We start from the raw sequence: 16,128 nt of genomic DNA, 5'->3' as shown, positions 1-16,128 counted from the left end.
CGTATTTTATTTGTCTGTTAAAAAATTTTTCAATCCGTCCCAACGAGGATCGGTATCGTGTTTTGTATTTTCTTCTTCTTCACCTTTAATACTTAACTCGTCTAACTTGTCTAGTATTTCAGATTTTAATGTTCCGTCTTTAACCCCGGGGTGAACCCGCTTATTAGGCATCGCCAGAACAATTAGTTCATAAACGTATTGAGCAATATTGATCTCATACTCACCATAAGGAATTATTAAAATGTCATCAAGATCGTCATTATACTCCTGACCAAATTTTACTACTAGCTGATAATCTGCATCCAAAGGATGATCAAACGGCTCGTTAGTAAGGTCGCAGTTTATATCTACGGTACCCGTAACATCAAAATAGAATTCAAGTAAGGTGGCTTTTTTAATTAATCTAACCTTTAAATCAAGGTTGACTTCATTAAAATCATCATACTCAAAATGCTCAAAGAACTTATTATCTATATGATATTCAAAATCGTGTTCACCTTGTTTTAAGCCAACAAACTGAATTGTAAACGCTTTTAAATGTTTCATTCCTTTTTTCCTTTCCTAATCAACTCTTTCCCCAAAAGGCGGGTGCAAAGATATAAATTTTTATTTAGCTGAAAATTAGTTTATATAAAAAATTTCAATTCCTTTTTCCTCTAACGTGAACGCGCTGAAGAAGTTTGCCTCTTAGATTGCTTTTTAAGCACATTGCGAGTTAGTTTTTTATATTCTTTTCTTTTCTTAAAGATATCAATTCCTGTATAAACCGCTTCTTTAAAAGAACTTGCGTCTGCGACGTTCTTTCCTGCAATTTCAAAGGCTGTGCCGTGATCTGGCGAAGTGCGTACAGCACTGAGGCCTGCAGTAAAATTAACTCCTTTGCCAAAAGATAAAGTTTTAAAAGGCACTAATCCCTGATCATGGTAGGCTGCTATTATCGCATCAAAATTCTTATAATTACCACTGCCAAAAAAACTGTCTGCCGAGTATGGCCCATAAACTAACTGGCCTTTATCGCGTATTTTCTCAAGTGTTGGGATCAAAACCTCATCGTCCTCTTTGCCTATTACACCATGATCACCTATGTGCGGATTGATACTTAAAAAGGCAACTTTAGGTTTAGAAATCCCGAAATCCTGAACAAGCGTATCGTGAACAGTTTGAAATTTCTTTTGAATAAGTTCTGGTGTAATATGAGAAACAATATCCTTAACGGGAACATGATCTGTCAACAACCCAACTTTTAAGCTGTTTGTGATCATAAACATTAAGCTGTCTCCTTCCAGCTCCTGGTTCAAGTAATCTGTATGCCCTGGAAATTTAAAGTCTTCTTCTTGTATATTAGCCTTACTTAAGGGTGCTGTTACAAGAACATCTATTTCATTATTCTTAAGCGATTCTACCGCCGCTTTAAGCGATTTTATGGCATATTGACCGCCTTTTTGAGTTTCCTGACCAAATTCTACCTGCACATTTTCATTCCACACATTGATGACATTTATTTTGCCTATTACAACCTGATCGATAGATTTAATACCCTGAAACTTGATATTGAGATTAAAGTGCTTGATCAAAAAGGTAATTGTTTTCGCAGAAGCGAAAACCACAGGCGTACAAAAATCAAGCATTCTGCTATCTTCAAACGTCTTGAGAAAAATTTCTCCTCCTATACCATTAATATCTCCTATTGAGATTCCTACTTTTATATTTTCGTCTTTCATCAATACCCGTCTATTGCAATGTTTTGTATGTTTACAACACAAAAGTACTTAAATAAAACGCAACAATGTTTACCGGTATTATAGAAGATCTTGGTGAAGTAATTAAGCTTGAAGAGCAACTCGACAACTTAAATATTACAATTAAAAGCAAGCTTACTCCAGAGTTAAAAATAGATCAAAGTGTGTCGCACAATGGCGTATGCCTTACGGTTGTCGAGATTGCTAATGATACTTATAAAGTGACAGCAATAAAAGAGACATTAATAAAATCTAATCTTGGGAAATTAAAACATACAGACATTGTAAATCTTGAACGCGCAATGATACTGGGAACGCGTCTTGACGGGCACATCGTGCAGGGGCATGTAGATCAAACCGCTGTTTGTGAGTCTATCGTTGAGCAAAATGGAAGCTGGGTCTTTACTTTTTCTTACGATTCTTCTTTAAATAATGTAACTATAGAAAAAGGATCAATAACGGTAAATGGTGTAAGTCTTACAGTAGTTGATTCACGAGCTTCTAAATTTAGCGTGGCGATTATACCTTATACATACGAGCACACAACTTTCTCAAAAATAAAAAAAGGAGATATTATAAATCTGGAGTTTGATGTAATAGGCAAGTATGTGAGTAAAATTATGAGCCTGAGGTCTTAGAAATTCCCTTTTTAGTAAAATAAATTCCCAATATCAAACCAGCAGCTATAAGCACCCAGACATTATCATCTATAGGCAACACCAGTCCTGGAGGAGGTGTTCCTGGCGCTTTTCCTGGCGCGGGGGGTGTTTTACCATCCTGAGCAAATGACACTGTGCTATACAATATCATAAAGGGGATAATAAACAAATTATTGAGTTTGGGGCCCATTTGTTCTTATTACTAAAAGGTTAGGGATTTTTAGCCTTTTCAAAGGCAAAAATATAATAATTTATTCACAACCATGATTTTGCATCAACCATTTTAAATTGGCTTTAAATTAAACAGCTGTTAAACAACGGTTTATATTATTTCGCCTTTTATATTTAACATGTTGAATATTTGCTAGTTATATCAATATAGTATTTTATTTTTTATAACTATACTATATAACTGGTCAATTTAAAAAATCCCGCTCTTAAACCATTTTCATACTCAACCTACGTTAAAGACATAACGGGAGTTTTGCCAAAGTCTATTTTTGCTAAAATTCCATTTAAAATGACACTATCGGCAACAAGATTGTTTTTTAGATAATCACACTTCTATATATTGATTTCTAATTATTTAGATAAGCTAAGCGCTATAAATTAAAAGATAATCATTAATTTAATGCCTCTATCATTAATTCTTGCCCCTATCAATTGCATAACTTATTAAAAGTAATGATATGGCAGATTTTAATAATACCTGGGGCAATCTTTCTGGTAGGTATGAAACCGTAAAACCACGCAAGATTCTTGCATTAGACGGTGGTGGCATACGGGGAGTTATTACTTTAGAAATTCTTTTAAAGCTTGAAAAGGAGCTAAAAAAAGAATTGGGCAAAAACGATGACTTTAGACTCGCAGATTATTTTGACTATATAGGCGGCACAAGCACAGGGGCAATTATAGCCACAGGATTATCAATTGGTATGTCTGTACAGCAACTGTTAGACTTTTATACAAAAAAGGGGAAAGATATGTTTGACAAAACCTTTCTGCTCAAACGCTGGCGCTCCTTTTATGAGTCTGGCCCATTGCTCGATATGCTCAAAGAAACTTTTGGCGCAGATACAGACCTTGATCTTAGCAATGGTAAATTTAGATCGCTGCTACTGGTCGTAACTATGAACCGCAGTACAGATTCGCCATGGCCAGTGAGCAATAATCCGTTGGCTAAATATAATGATAAATCCAGACCAGACTGCAACCTCAAGATAAAACTGTATCAACTTGTACGCGCAAGTACGGCGGCTCCCGCATTTTTCCCGCCAGAAACACTTGAGTGGGATAAAAACGATCCTTCTAAAACATTTGTTTTTGTAGATGGCGGAGTGACACCTTATAATAATCCGGCTTTTTTAATGTATAAAATGGCAACGCACCCAGCTTATAAATTAAATTGGCCTGTTGGCGAAAAAAAACTCCTTCTTGTATCAGTCGGCACAGGAAGCGCTCCTTCTGAAGGCGATTACGGTAACCTTATCAACACGCTTAAAGAATTACCCAATAATCTCATGTACACTATGCAACTTGATCAGGATATCAATTGCAGGCTTATGGGCAGGTGTATTTATGGTGCACACATTGACCGTGAAGTAGAAGATATGATAATGAAAGAAGTAGACGGCTCTGATATTCCCTTGACGCAGGATACGCATAAAAATTTTCTTTACGTGCGCTACAATGCCGACTTAAGCCGAAAAGGTCTTGACGATTTGGAACTTAACAATATTTCGTCAGAAGATATTAGGGAGATGGATTCTGTGAAGAATATTGAAAAACTCCGCCAAGTGGGGTCAAAAACGGCCCAAAAGCAGGTAAAACTGGCTCATTTTGGTTCATTTATAGAGTAGTTATTCATGCATGCTTTCATAATCAGACCATTCGGGATAAAACAAGGTGTGAATTTTGAAAAAATTCAGGATGAACTCATTGTGCCTGCCCTGGAGAAAGCGGGTGTGCGTGGCTACACCACCGCAGCAATTGTAGAAGCGGGTAACATAAGGCAGGACATGTTTCAGCTACTGCTAACAAGTGATCTTGTAATTGCAGATATTTCCATACACAACGCAAACGCCTTTTATGAGTTGGGTATCAGGCATTCTCTTCGGGATAAAAAAACCTTTTTAATTCGCTGCAGCAAAGACGTGGTTCCTTTCGACCTAAAAACAGATCGTTACCTGACTTATGACGAGAATAATCCCAGTCTGGCTTTAGATTCTTTAACTAAAGGCTTACGCGAAACCATTCATTCTAATAGAGTTGACAGCCCGGTTTTCCTAATGTTACCCAAGCTAACACCACAGGATCCGGAAGATTTTCTGGCAATTCCGGCCGATTTTAGTGAAGAAGCAGAGGTTGCAAAAAGCAGCAAACAAATAGGAAGATTAGCTCTACTTGCCAGCGAAGTAAATTATTTTGCCTGGGAAATTCCAGCATTGCGCCTTCTGGGAGAAATACAATACAATCTTGCCGCTTTTAAAGACGCACGTGAAACCTGGGAGAAAATAAGAAATTTAAAGCCTAATGATATTGATGCTCATGACCGGCTGGCAACAATTTATGAACGCTTAGGCGAAAAAGAAATTCTTGATAATCCTGTTCTGGGCGCAGAGCTTTTTGCAAAATCGCGCTTAGCAATAGATTTTCTGATGGATCGTATTACGGCTTTTTCCCGTGAAAAGAGGGCAGAAATCTATTCCCTGCGCGCTAGAAACAACAAAGCTTCCTGGATTAAAACCTGGATCAACTCCAGCATTGAGACAATATTAGGTGATGCGCTTACATCGCAGTTTTTACGTAACGCTTACAATGATTATTTGAGTGGTTTTAACGAAGATCTTAATCATTTTTATAGTGGCATTAATGCGCTGGGCTTACTTAAAATAATCATTTCTCTTGCCGAAGCCCGCCCGGGACAATGGTCTTCTTTATTCGACTCTGATGAAGAAGCAGATTTTGAACTCAAAAAACATAACAAACAATTTAATAACTTATCAATCATAATTCAGGCAGCGATAAATGCAGAAAAAAAGGCGTTGTTGAGAGATCATAAAGTAAATGCATGGGTAAATATTACTGAGGCAGACTTAACTTTTTTGATCAATAACAACCCTAAGAAGATTGAGAACATGTACAGAATGGCGATGCAGCTTAGCAAAGATCTCAATCTAAACTCTGCAAAACGCCAGCTTTTGATCTATAAAAAACTAAATATTTTGACAGATAATGTTGATGCTGCCCTTCGGGTTTTTGAGAATACTGTAGAACGAGAAGAACAGGAAAAAGAATACATTATTCTTTTTTCAGGTCACATGATCGACAAGCCAGACAGGCAAGTTCCCAGGTTTCCACCTGATAAAGAAGATGAAGTCCGCTTAAAAATAAAAAAGCAGGTACAATCAATTCTAGAAGCTCAGGATCTAAAAGTAAAAGGCATTGCCGGTGGCGCGTGCGGCGGTGATATTCTCTTTCATGAGGTTTGTATGGAACTAGGCATTAAAACCGAAATTTACTTAGCGCTTCCGCGCGAAAAATTCATCGTTGCCTCGGTACAATTTGCGGGCCCGCAGTGGGTCGAGCGTTTTAATAAATTATATAACAAACTTCCCGCGCAGGTTCTTTCCGAAACTAAAGAACTTCCGCAATGGTTAAAGGCACAAGAGAACTATACAATTTGGGAGCGCAACAACAGGTGGATTTTAAACTCTGCACTATCACAAGGCGATTACAACCTGACTTTTCTGGCTTTATGGAATAAAAAAGATGGCGATGGTCCCGGCGGCACAAATCACATGATTAAAGAAGTGCAAAAAAGAGGCGCAAAATGTGTAATCATTGATATTTTAGCACCATGAGCGAGCAAAAATATATCACCACCCGTATTGATGATCAGCTAAAATGGTTTAGCAAGAAAAGCGCTGCAAACAAGAATTACAATTACAGGATAAAAGGTTTTATAATTATCTGTTCTGTTCTTATTCCGCTTATTGCCGGTATCGAAAATGTGAGTGATTTTCTTGTTTCTTATAACCGAATTATTTTGGGCTGTCTGGGGGCGATTGTTGCCATTTTAACAGGGATTTCTTCGCTTATGCATTTTCACGAAAAGTGGCTCAATTACAGGAACACTGCAGAAAAGCTGAAACGTGAAAAGTTCTTCTTCGAAACTTCTACAGAGCCGTATAATAAACCCGGAGCTTTCAACCTTCTTGTAAAGCGTGTAGAAGATATTCTAAATACAGAAAATACAGACTGGAATAATCTGGTTAAAGAAGACATTCCTAAAGCAGAGTGATCTTTCCGTTTTTTGTCATTTTAGGTCGATTTTTAGACGTTTTAAGGCGATTTCTCTTTCAATTTGATCAAATTCTCCAATTTTAAGAGAAATCGTTAAATAAGATGCTTTTATATTTTTTTTAAATAAATCTGATTTTTTTAATTCTATTTTTAAAAAAAAGATAAAATAACGCATTCTTTCTTGCTGTAAATAAAGCAGTTAATGCATTTTACTTTTTGATTAACCAACAAAAAACCTTAGTTATGAACTCTGCCGAAAAAACAAAGTCTGTTAAAGGAGGTCCACCTAAACTGCATCAGGTAACTCTTAAGATCAATAATAAAGAAGAAACACTTACTATATCTCCACAAACTACACTTCTTGACGCATTAAGAAACTATTTAAATTATACGGGAACAAAAAAAGGTTGTGACCACGGTCAATGTGGAGCGTGTACTGTTCTTGTTGATGGCAAAAATGTCAACAGCTGCCTATGTCTTGCTGTTATGCATGAAGATGTTGAGATCACTACCATAGAAGGTCTGGGTACTCCAGAAAAACTGCACCCCATGCAAGAAGCTTTTATAAAGCACGATGCCTACCAATGTGGTTATTGCACACCGGGTCAAATTTGTTCTGCTGTGGCAATGGTAGACAGAGGTAAAGGTAACGACCCTGAAGAGATACGCGACCTTATGAGTGGTAATCTATGCCGGTGCGGCGCTTACACAAATATTTACAAAGCAGTTAAAGAAGTAAAAGATCAATCATCATTTAAAGACCAGTTATCATGAATAATTTCACCTTTCAAAAAGCTGGCAGTGTAAATGAAGCGGTAACTGCAAGCACAACTAAAAGAAGCAGAATAATAGCAGGAGGAACAAATCTGGTAGATCTCATGAAATACCGGGTAGAAAACCCGGAAGAGGTTATAGATATTACCCGTCTTGCTCTCGATAAAATAGAATTACTTGAAGATGGCGGTATGCGTCTAGGTGCATTGGCCACAAATGCTGATACCGCTTATCACGCAGAAGTAGCACATAACTATCCTATTCTGGCAGAAGCCATACTATCTGGTGCTTCTGCACAATTGAGAAATAAAGCCACAGATGGGGGAAATCTTATGCAGCGTACAAGATGCTACTATTTTTATGACACGGCAACGCCTTGTAATAAAAGAGAACCAGGCAGCGGTTGCTCTGCGATCAATGGTTTTAACCGTATTCACGCTATTTTGGGCACAAGTGAAAGTTGCATAGCAACGCATCCATCAGATATGTGTGTGGCTCTGGCTGCTCTTGATGCTCAGGTAAACGTAACCGGAGAAGATGGAGAACGCACAATAGATTTTCTTGACTTTCACAGACTACCGGGAGATCATCCAGAAAAGGATAATAACTTAAATCCTGGTGATGTGGTTACTTCTATAGATCTGCCTAACAAAGGCTTCAAATCTAATTTTGAATATCTAAAAGTAAGAGATCGTGAATCATATGCTTTTGCACTTGTTTCTGTAGCTGCGGCGATAGAACTTGACGGTGATACAATAAAAGACATTAGAGTTGCTTTGGGAGGAGTTGCGCATAAACCATGGCGCATTCCTGCAGCTGAAAAAGAATGCATAGGCAAACCCGCAAACGAAGAAACCTTTAAAAATCTAGCAGAAAAATTACTTGCCGGCGCGAAAGGTTTTGGAGATAATGATTTTAAAATTCCTTTGGCACACAAAGCCATTGTACGAGCACTAACAACCGCTAAACTTAAAACCGAAAAATAATGAGCACCACAGATTATATAGGACAGTCAATGCCGCGTGTTGACGGCCCATTAAAAGTTTCGGGAAAAGCGCCTTACGCTGCAGAATACAGACCCAAAGGTTTATTATACGGGTATGTTGTACAGTCATCTATCGCTAATGGTAAAATAACAGCCATCAATACTGAAGAAGCAGAAAATTTAGACGGAGTCGTAAAAGTGTTCACACACCTTAATCTTCCAGATTACATCAATGATAATTCAGATTATAGTGATCCCTTAGCGCCACCCGGAAAACCCTTTCGCCCTTTATTCAATGATAACATTCTTTATAACGGGCAACCCATCGCTTTAGTTATAGCCGAAACTTTTGAATTGGCGCGTTACGCCGCAGGATTAGTTGACATAGATTACAGCGAAGAAAAATTTACGGCTACTATACAAGAAAATCTGGCAAATGCTACACACGAAGATGTAGAAGAACCGCCAGAACCTCGTGGCGATGCAGATTCTGCTTTCGCGAAAGCTAAACACCAGATAGAGGTTGAATATCAACAACCAAGGCATTATCACAACCCGATGGAACCGCATGCCACAACGGCTATCTGGAATTCTGACGGCAGTCTTACTATTTATGATAAGATACAGGGCGTAGCAAACAGCAAGGGGTATGTATGTGGAGTTTTTGGTTTTGATGAAGATAAAGTACAGGTGATATCTCCCTTTGTAGGAGGGGCTTTTGGCTCTGGACTACGACCACAGTATCAGTTATTTTTAGCTACGCTGGCAGCGACTGAATTAAAAGCAGCTGTGCAAGTAAGTCTTACCAGACGACAAATGTTCAGTTTTGGACACAGACCGGCTAACATTCACAGGCTAAAACTAGCTGCAGACGAGAGCGGCAAATTAATGAGCATTCAGCATACTTCGCTGGGCGAAACCTCAACTTTTGAAAAATACAGCGAACCGGTAGTTGACTGGTCCGGACTTTTATATGAGTGCGAAAATGTAAAGCTTGATTATCAACTCATACCTGTGCAAGCCTACACCCCGCTCGATATGCGCGCTCCCGGCGGAACTTCAGGAGTTTATGCTTTAGAATGTGCTATTGACGAGATTGCTGAAAAAGCAGGAATCGACCCGTTAGAGTTCCGCCTTTTAAATTATGCCGAAAGGGATCAGAACGAGGACAAACCTTTTACCAGCAAAGAGCTGCGCGAATGCTACAAACAATGCGCAGATAAATTTAACTGGAAAGAACGCAACCCAAAACCACGCTCTGTTAAAAAAGGTAACAACCTTGTAGGGTACGGTATGGCGACCGGAGTTTGGGAAGCTATGCAAAAAGAATCTTCGGCAAAGGCAGAATTTGATGCAGATGGAAAGCTTACCGTTAGCACGGCTACTGCAGATATTGGTACGGGCACATACACTGTAATGAGCCAGATCGCTGCTAAATATTTTGGCATTGATATGGACGAGGTAACTTTTAAACTGGGAGACACAAAACTACCTGAATCACCTATTGAGGGCGGCTCATGGACGGTTTCTTCTGTAGGTTCTGCGGTTAAGAATGCGTGTGAAGCTTTGCGGGAGCAAATTTTCGCTTTAGCGAAAGCTCACGACGACCGTTTTAAGGATCTAAAAATCGACGATAATACCTTCAAAAACGGCGAAATTAACCTAAAAAACGGTGATTCTTTAAGATATGTTGATGTTTTAAAACTGGCCCAAAAGCGGTCAATATCGGTTACAAACAAGGAAAAACCGAAAGATGAACGTGAAGATTATTCCGCCTATGCACACTGCTGTATTATGGTAGAAGTTCATGTAGATGAAGATCTGGGCGTGATTAGAATTCCACGCGTGCTAAATGCATCTGCGGCCGGTAGAATTATCAATCCAAAAACAGCTGAAAGTCAGTTATTGGGAGCCACTGTTTGGGGCATTGGTATGGCGCTGGAAGAAGAGGGAATGGTAGACAAGAATTTTGGCCGTATCATGAACGCTAACCTTGCCGAGTATCATATTCCTGTAAATGCAGATATTAAAGATATTGATGTCATTTTTGTTGATGAAAAGGATGAAATTGTAAACCCATTAGGCGCAAAAGGTGTAGGCGAACTTGCCATGGTAGGTGTAGCCGCAGCCGTTTCTAATGCTGTTTATAACGCCACAGGAAAACGCGTGCGTGAATTACCCATAAAGCTGGATCATTTGCTTTAAAATGGTTTTGGTTTTATAAAAAAAGCTGCTTCGATTTGAAGCAGCTTTTTTTGTTTGATTTCGCTTTAAGCGAAAAGAAAACATTTGTTATTCCTGCTTTTTCAGAAATTCAAAAGATTGAGGTCTAATACTTATCCCTTCCGCATTTAAATTCACTTTAACCAAAGCCGTCTTGCGAGGAGCAACGACAGAATCTGAAAGATGCGTATGCAACACATAATTCATCCTTCCGTTTTTATCTAAAAATAAATCACCATGCCCTGTTCCATTTAACCCTAAGTTTTCTTTACTCATTATAGGGTTTGTTTTCGATTTAATCCAAGGTCCAAAAAGACTTTCACTAGTGGCGTATCCTACAGCATAATCAGGATTCCTGAAATCGTTAGCCGAATAAAGAAGGTAATACAAATTATCTTTTTTAATAACAGTGGGTCCTTCAGAAACCGGCCAGTCTGCATTTTGCGTGTTTTCCCATCCTTTTTCAGCTGTAATACATTCCGTTAATGTTTCTGCTTTAATTTGCTTTAAATCTGAAGTCATTTCGGCTACAAAAATTCTATTCCCATTTTGTAATCGTACATGAAACAAATAAGCCTTTCCGTCATCAAAGAAAATAAAAGGATCTATTTGCTTTACAGAAGCTTCTAATGCTTTTTTATCATTTACAAAAGGCCCTAACGGACTCTCACTTGAAGCGATCGCAATATTCTCATTTGCCGTATAGGCCATATAGTATTTTGAATTAAACTTAAAAACCTGCGGTGCCCAGAACCCTTTTGTCCCAAAGGCATCCCCTTTCTTCAATGCAAAACCATCTTTTTTTCCTGCAGGACCTTTCCAGGTTTTGAGATCCTGAGAAGTGTATACTAAAAAACCTTCGCCTTCAATCGTATTATCACCTTTAGTTCCATACAGATAATAAGTTCCTTCATTTAGAAATATTGTAGGATCTGCCAGATAAATTTGGTCATCTGTATTTTGAGCAAAAAGATTAACTGAGCAAAAAAATAGCAGTACGATATTTTTCCAGGTTCTCATATTATTTTGATTATGATAGAAAATTGATATTTAGAAAATCACAGCTTATTGCTCTTCATTTAGTTTTTTAATAAGATCTGCCTCATCTTGTCTGTAAGGAGTTCCGTCTTTTCTAAAGACATCATGAAACCACTCTATAGGTTCTCCATTTTTAATAGGCGTATCCCAGGCATAGATCGTATTGGTTTTCCCGTTTACTAACCCCCAATTGATCGCTCCTATATTTTCCTTTTTAAGCATGGGCAAAATATTAGAAAAACGACTATCTCTGGTTCTGGCCATATATTCTGTACAAATCATAGGTCTCCCATGTGATTGCAGCAATTCTATAACTCTTTTATGCCACTTTGGACCTTCATAATCGTGATACGTAATAATGTCTGAATTTAATGCCTGAAATGCGTTTAGGTCTTTTAAATCCCAGGCCCAAAGTCCGGCAGAAATGGGTTGAGAAGGACCTGCTTCTCTAGCCCAGGCAAAAACTTTTTTAAGCAAAGGCAAACTCTCATTGCGCTTGTTATTATTACCCGGTTCATTATACAGATCCCAAAGCAATATGCGGTCATCATTTGCAAAAGTTTTGATGATATCTTTTACATAAACACCCAGTTCATCAAAATTAGCTTCATCCTTAGAAGCCGGGTAACCCGGGTCCTGCATCCAGCCAGAATTGTGAGTTCCCGGTTTAGGTGCGCGCTGTTTACCTATTTTAGGATTAGCATCCCAAACATCATCAAAAATCACAAAAATCGTCGAAATACCGTGAGAATTGGCAATTTCGAGATACTTATCCATCCGCGCTTTAAAACCTTCTTTATCGGCTTTGTAAGCCAGACTATGCAAATAAACACGCATCGTGTTAAAACCTATTCCTTCTGCATACCCTAATTCCCGATCTATGGTTTCAGGATCAAAAGTATCCTCCTGCCACATCTCAAGTTGGTTAATTGCTGTACTTGGGATGAAATTTGCGCCGCTAATCCAATCGTGTTTTGCGTACCATTGTTCTGCTTTTTCTGTGCTCCATTTTTCCTGAGCTGTTAAGCCTGAAAACGCTAATAATAATATTAAAGCTGTAAATAATGTTCTTCTCATGGTGTTATCTTTAGTTTTCTGAAGGTATTTCTAATTCTTTTTTTTCTGAAACAGGAACTCCCAGATCGGGAGTTCCATCTTTATTCCATTTGATTTTTTGCATTCTGGGCGATCGTTTTCCACCACACCCATCACCGGGATTAGAGTTTGCATGATATAGAATCCAATCTTCTTTACCGTCTGGAGATTTAAAGAAAGAATTATGTCCGGGTGCATAAACTGAATTTTCTTCAGACTTTTTAAAAACTGGTACAGAATGCTTTTCCCAGTTTGCGGGATCTAAAATATCATTTCCCTTAAATTGTAATAATCCTAGTGAATAATAATCTGTCCAGCAACCATTAGCAGAAAAGACAATAAATATTTTACCTTCATGCTCTAAATATTGAGGCCCTTCATTCACATTTACATGAGGTGGATTATTAGCATCATCAAGATCACCCTGTTTTTCCCAAATATATGTTGGTTCAGAAATTAATACTCTATTAGTATCAAGAGTCCAGGGATTTTTCATTTTAGCTATGTAAATATTCTGCTGCCCATTTGTGTCTCCTTCCCAACCTGACCAGATCATGTAAAGCTTGTTTTTATATTCAAACACATTACCATCAATTGCCCATCGATCTGGTTTTGCCGCTATTTTACCTTTAAACTCCCATTCTCCTGCAAAGGGATCTTCAGAATCATTTTCTAACACATACATTCTGTGATTATTATTATCACCATCATCTGCTGCAAAATAGACATACCATTTGTTGTCTATTATATGAAACTCTGGCGCCCAGATATCTCTTGAATACTGGGTATTTTCTGGTGGTGTCCAGATAGTTTTACTTTCGGCATCTGCGAGATTTACGAGATTCTTTGTTTTCCATAAAACAAGTTTATTTTGCAGCGTATTAGTATAGTAATAGTAGCCTTTATGGTATGTGCTGTAAGGATCTGCACCAGATGGCAAAAGAGGATTTGTAAATGTGCCTGACTGACTAAACGCAGATAGGGAAATCAAAAATAAAAGGACATATTTACACTTAAATTTAATCTTCATAGGTTCACTTACTTTTTTGTGAATTTTCTTCATCGATTCCAAATTTATTTACAAGCGCATTATATTCATCCATTGATATACTTATCATACAACCATGCCTTACATTTTCAGGCAAACTGTACTTATCCCAATCACTAAAAAAAGTATAGCCCGATGCCTGATACCATGGCCCGTTTAAATTATCTGAAATAGAAAGACCGTAAGAAACTCCCGGATATTGCTCATAATACATATACCAAATCTTTCCATTAGGCGAAGAAATTAATGTAGGCGCCTCTCTAAAATTTGGGCTAATGGGTTCCTGCGGAAGAGAATATGGTCCTAATAAAGAACCTGATCGCGCAATACGAATAGTTTTCCCCGTAGGCCAGTATAAAGTGGGATACGTTTCATCTTTAAGAATAGCATAATAAGTATCATCAACTTTTCTAATTGAAACATCTATTGTCCCAAAATCCCAGTCAAACAGTCGCTGTGGCGGACCATCAAAATTTTTAAGATCTTTTGAAAGTACATATAAAGTACGCTGGCTTGCCCAATATCTCTCAGGATCTTCCTTAGTTCCCTCCTCGTGTGGCGTATGCCAGGTCATTATAAATTGTGCTGACGCCTTATCATAAAAAAGTTTAGGAGCGCCTATTCGCTGAAGGGCTTCAGAATATCCAGGTGTGGCCTTAAGGTCTGGAGTATAAACCGAATGCTTTTTCCATGTTATAAGATCTGCAGAAACCCAAATATTGATATCTGGTGAAGAATCACTTGTGTTGCCGGCGATATAATAATTACCCGCCGGACCTTTTACGATATCAGGATGACCCTGATAATCTTGAAATACACGCTTGCCTTCATTCAATTTATTCCAGTGCAAACCATCTGTGCTCACAGAATAATACAAACGACCGTAATCATCATGCGTCATATGGGCAAAAAGATAAGCCTCTTTTGTAGCTTGTTCACCAACTTTAATTTGCCCCGGCGGATCTGGCTGTTGAGCAATCACATTACCCGCAAAAAGAAAAAACAAGATCAAATTAAAGAGAAATAACTGCCTTTTTATACCGAAAATCGCCTTTTTAACCTCAAAAATCAGCATACTATTTCACGTTTACTTCAGAAGTTAGCTTGCTTATTAACTGGGTTTCTTCTTTCTTATAAGGCTCACCATTTTTTCTAAATACTTCATGAAACCAAACTTCGGGTTCTGCTGTATATGTTTTCGTCCAGCTATCCCAGGGATATTTAGTCTGTGTTTTACCATCTACAAATCCCCAGTTAAACATCCCAACGTTATGTTTTTTGGCAACCGGCAGAAAACCTTCAAAAGTGCTGCCATTAGGTCTTGCCATATATTCTGTACAAAGTATTGGTTTCCCGTAACGCTGAAGCTCTTTTATATTCTTTTCAAAATCATCTGGCGTATTGTAATTATGAAAGGTAATAATATCAGATTGTTCAATTTGCATTTTATGCATTGGCTTCATATTTTCAGGATCGCTCCAATCACCGGTCCAAACTCCCGATGTCAAAGGCTGATCAGGATTGACAGATCTTGCCCAGCCAAACGCATTTTTGAGCAAAGGCATTACTAATTCGGCCTTATTTGCAATTTCTACATCCTCATACGAAGGTCCCGTCATATTATCCGGTTCATTCCAGATATCCCAACCTAAAATACGCTTGTCATTTTTAAACTCTCCAACGGTTTCTTTTACATATTTTTCGAGTCGGTCATATTGAGAACTATCTTTTAATACTTCCTGCCCGGGGCTTTGTACCCAACCAGAATTATGAACATGTGGCTTAGGATCTCTCTGTACGCCTGCTTGTGGAAACGGATCCCAACAAGAATCAAAAAGAACAAAAAGCGTTTTTATACCATGATTATCGGCTATTTCAAGGTATTTATCCATTCTCTTATATAAACCGGGGGCATCGTTTTTATGTAATAGATCGTGAAGATAAACTCGCATTGTATTCATCCCAATATCTTCTGCCCATGCCAATTCTTTTTCAATAGTGATCGTGTCAAAGGTTGCTTCCTGCCACATTTCTAATTGATTAATCGCCGTACTTGGGTTAAAATTAGAACCTACAAGCCAGGGCTGCTCCTTGTACCATTCATTCGCTTTTTCTTTTGTCCATATATCTCTGCTTTCCATAGCTTCAGCTTCAGAAGCTGTTGCAAGATTTTTAGTCTGTTCTTCTCCATCTTTGCATGATAGTATGGTCATTAAACACAGAAAGGTTAAGCAAAGTGTAATTTTTCTCATTTTCATTAAT

The 16,128-nt window shown here is 38.2% G+C and carries 16 protein-coding genes; 7 read left to right on the top strand and 9 right to left on the bottom strand.

Annotated elements, in window-relative coordinates; genetic code table 11:
• Positions 1 to 6: 6 nt before the first annotated feature.
• Positions 7 to 546, bottom strand: coding sequence for a YceD family protein (locus ACH3O9_RS07300; RefSeq protein WP_416445783.1), 540 nt, complete (start codon positions 544 to 546; stop codon positions 7 to 9).
• Positions 547 to 656: 110 nt separating this feature from the next.
• Positions 657 to 1,721 carry a 4-hydroxythreonine-4-phosphate dehydrogenase PdxA gene (pdxA, locus tag ACH3O9_RS07295; RefSeq protein ID WP_416445781.1) on the bottom strand — a complete coding sequence of 355 codons (1,065 nt, stop codon included), beginning with the start codon at positions 1,719 to 1,721 and terminating at the stop codon, positions 657 to 659.
• Positions 1,722 to 1,786: 65 nt separating this feature from the next.
• Here pdxA and ACH3O9_RS07290 point away from each other — a divergent pair, with 65 nt between their 5' ends.
• Positions 1,787 to 2,377 carry a riboflavin synthase gene (locus ACH3O9_RS07290; protein WP_416445779.1) on the top strand — a complete coding sequence of 197 codons (591 nt, stop codon included), beginning with the start codon at positions 1,787 to 1,789 and terminating at the stop codon, positions 2,375 to 2,377.
• On the opposite strand, the gene ACH3O9_RS07285 is transcribed toward ACH3O9_RS07290, so the two are convergent.
• Positions 2,358 to 2,549 (bottom strand): hypothetical protein, encoded by a 192-nt coding sequence (locus tag ACH3O9_RS07285; RefSeq protein ID WP_416445777.1) that lies wholly within the window; start codon positions 2,547 to 2,549, stop codon positions 2,358 to 2,360. The genes ACH3O9_RS07290 and ACH3O9_RS07285 overlap by 20 nt on opposite strands.
• Before the next feature lie 538 nt (positions 2,550 to 3,087).
• On the opposite strand from ACH3O9_RS07285, the gene ACH3O9_RS07280 reads away from it, so the two are divergent.
• The 3 genes from ACH3O9_RS07280 to ACH3O9_RS07270 are packed head-to-tail and all read left to right on the top strand — an operon-like array spanning position 3,088 to position 6,701.
• Positions 3,088 to 4,257, top strand: coding sequence for a patatin-like phospholipase family protein (locus tag ACH3O9_RS07280; RefSeq protein WP_416445775.1), 1,170 nt, complete (start codon positions 3,088 to 3,090; stop codon positions 4,255 to 4,257).
• A 48-nt stretch (positions 4,258 to 4,305) separates the two neighbouring features.
• Positions 4,306 to 6,261 carry a tetratricopeptide repeat protein gene (locus tag ACH3O9_RS07275; protein WP_416445773.1) on the top strand — a complete coding sequence of 652 codons (1,956 nt, stop codon included), beginning with the start codon at positions 4,306 to 4,308 and terminating at the stop codon, positions 6,259 to 6,261.
• A complete protein-coding gene (locus ACH3O9_RS07270) occupies positions 6,258 to 6,701 on the top strand; it encodes a DUF4231 domain-containing protein (protein ID WP_416445771.1) in 444 nt (147 codons plus the stop codon). The genes ACH3O9_RS07275 and ACH3O9_RS07270 overlap by 4 nt, the downstream gene beginning before the upstream one ends.
• 15 nt (positions 6,702 to 6,716) lie before the next feature.
• On the opposite strand, the gene ACH3O9_RS07265 is transcribed toward ACH3O9_RS07270, so the two are convergent.
• Positions 6,717 to 6,878, bottom strand: a complete 162-nt coding sequence (locus tag ACH3O9_RS07265; RefSeq protein WP_416445769.1) for a hypothetical protein — start codon at positions 6,876 to 6,878, stop codon at positions 6,717 to 6,719.
• 68 nt (positions 6,879 to 6,946) lie between these two features.
• On the opposite strand from ACH3O9_RS07265, the gene ACH3O9_RS07260 reads away from it, so the two are divergent.
• The 3 genes from ACH3O9_RS07260 to ACH3O9_RS07250 are packed head-to-tail and all read left to right on the top strand — an operon-like array spanning position 6,947 to position 10,667.
• The gene (locus ACH3O9_RS07260) at positions 6,947 to 7,477 is read left to right on the top strand and encodes a (2Fe-2S)-binding protein (RefSeq protein ID WP_416445767.1); all 531 of its coding nucleotides are present in this window, start codon (positions 6,947 to 6,949) and stop codon (positions 7,475 to 7,477) included.
• Positions 7,474 to 8,463 carry an FAD binding domain-containing protein gene (locus ACH3O9_RS07255; protein ID WP_416445765.1) on the top strand — a complete coding sequence of 330 codons (990 nt, stop codon included), beginning with the start codon at positions 7,474 to 7,476 and terminating at the stop codon, positions 8,461 to 8,463. The genes ACH3O9_RS07260 and ACH3O9_RS07255 overlap by 4 nt, the downstream gene beginning before the upstream one ends.
• Positions 8,463 to 10,667 carry a xanthine dehydrogenase family protein molybdopterin-binding subunit gene (locus tag ACH3O9_RS07250; protein WP_416445763.1) on the top strand — a complete coding sequence of 735 codons (2,205 nt, stop codon included), beginning with the start codon at positions 8,463 to 8,465 and terminating at the stop codon, positions 10,665 to 10,667. Before ACH3O9_RS07255 ends, ACH3O9_RS07250 begins: the two co-directional genes overlap by 1 nt.
• Before the next feature lie 87 nt (positions 10,668 to 10,754).
• Here ACH3O9_RS07250 and ACH3O9_RS07245 read toward each other — a convergent pair whose 3' ends face one another.
• The 5 genes from ACH3O9_RS07245 to ACH3O9_RS07225 are packed head-to-tail and all read right to left on the bottom strand — an operon-like array spanning position 10,755 to position 16,118.
• On the bottom strand, positions 10,755 to 11,705 hold the full coding sequence (locus tag ACH3O9_RS07245; RefSeq protein ID WP_416445761.1) for a glycoside hydrolase family 43 protein: 951 nt from the start codon (positions 11,703 to 11,705) through the stop codon (positions 10,755 to 10,757).
• Between the two features lie 45 nt (positions 11,706 to 11,750).
• Positions 11,751 to 12,800, bottom strand: a complete 1,050-nt coding sequence (locus ACH3O9_RS07240; RefSeq protein WP_416445759.1) for a cellulase family glycosylhydrolase — start codon at positions 12,798 to 12,800, stop codon at positions 11,751 to 11,753.
• A 10-nt stretch (positions 12,801 to 12,810) separates the two neighbouring features.
• Complete coding sequence (locus ACH3O9_RS07235) at positions 12,811 to 13,848, bottom strand: family 43 glycosylhydrolase (RefSeq protein ID WP_416445757.1); 1,038 nt, start codon at positions 13,846 to 13,848, stop codon at positions 12,811 to 12,813.
• A 4-nt stretch (positions 13,849 to 13,852) separates the two neighbouring features.
• Positions 13,853 to 14,941, bottom strand: coding sequence for a glycoside hydrolase family 43 protein (locus ACH3O9_RS07230; protein ID WP_416445755.1), 1,089 nt, complete (start codon positions 14,939 to 14,941; stop codon positions 13,853 to 13,855).
• Between the two features lies 1 nt (position 14,942).
• Entirely contained in the window at positions 14,943 to 16,118 is a 1,176-nt protein-coding gene (locus ACH3O9_RS07225; RefSeq protein ID WP_416445753.1) for a 1,4-beta-xylanase, read from the bottom strand.
• Positions 16,119 to 16,128: the final 10 nt, after the last annotated feature.

Origin of the sequence: Leeuwenhoekiella sp. A16, assembly GCF_047946675.1 — a bacterium.
GTDB lineage: Bacteria > Bacteroidota > Bacteroidia > Flavobacteriales > Flavobacteriaceae > Leeuwenhoekiella.
Note: the sequence above shows the minus strand (reverse complement) of the source record. Positions and strands in the feature narration are given on the sequence as shown.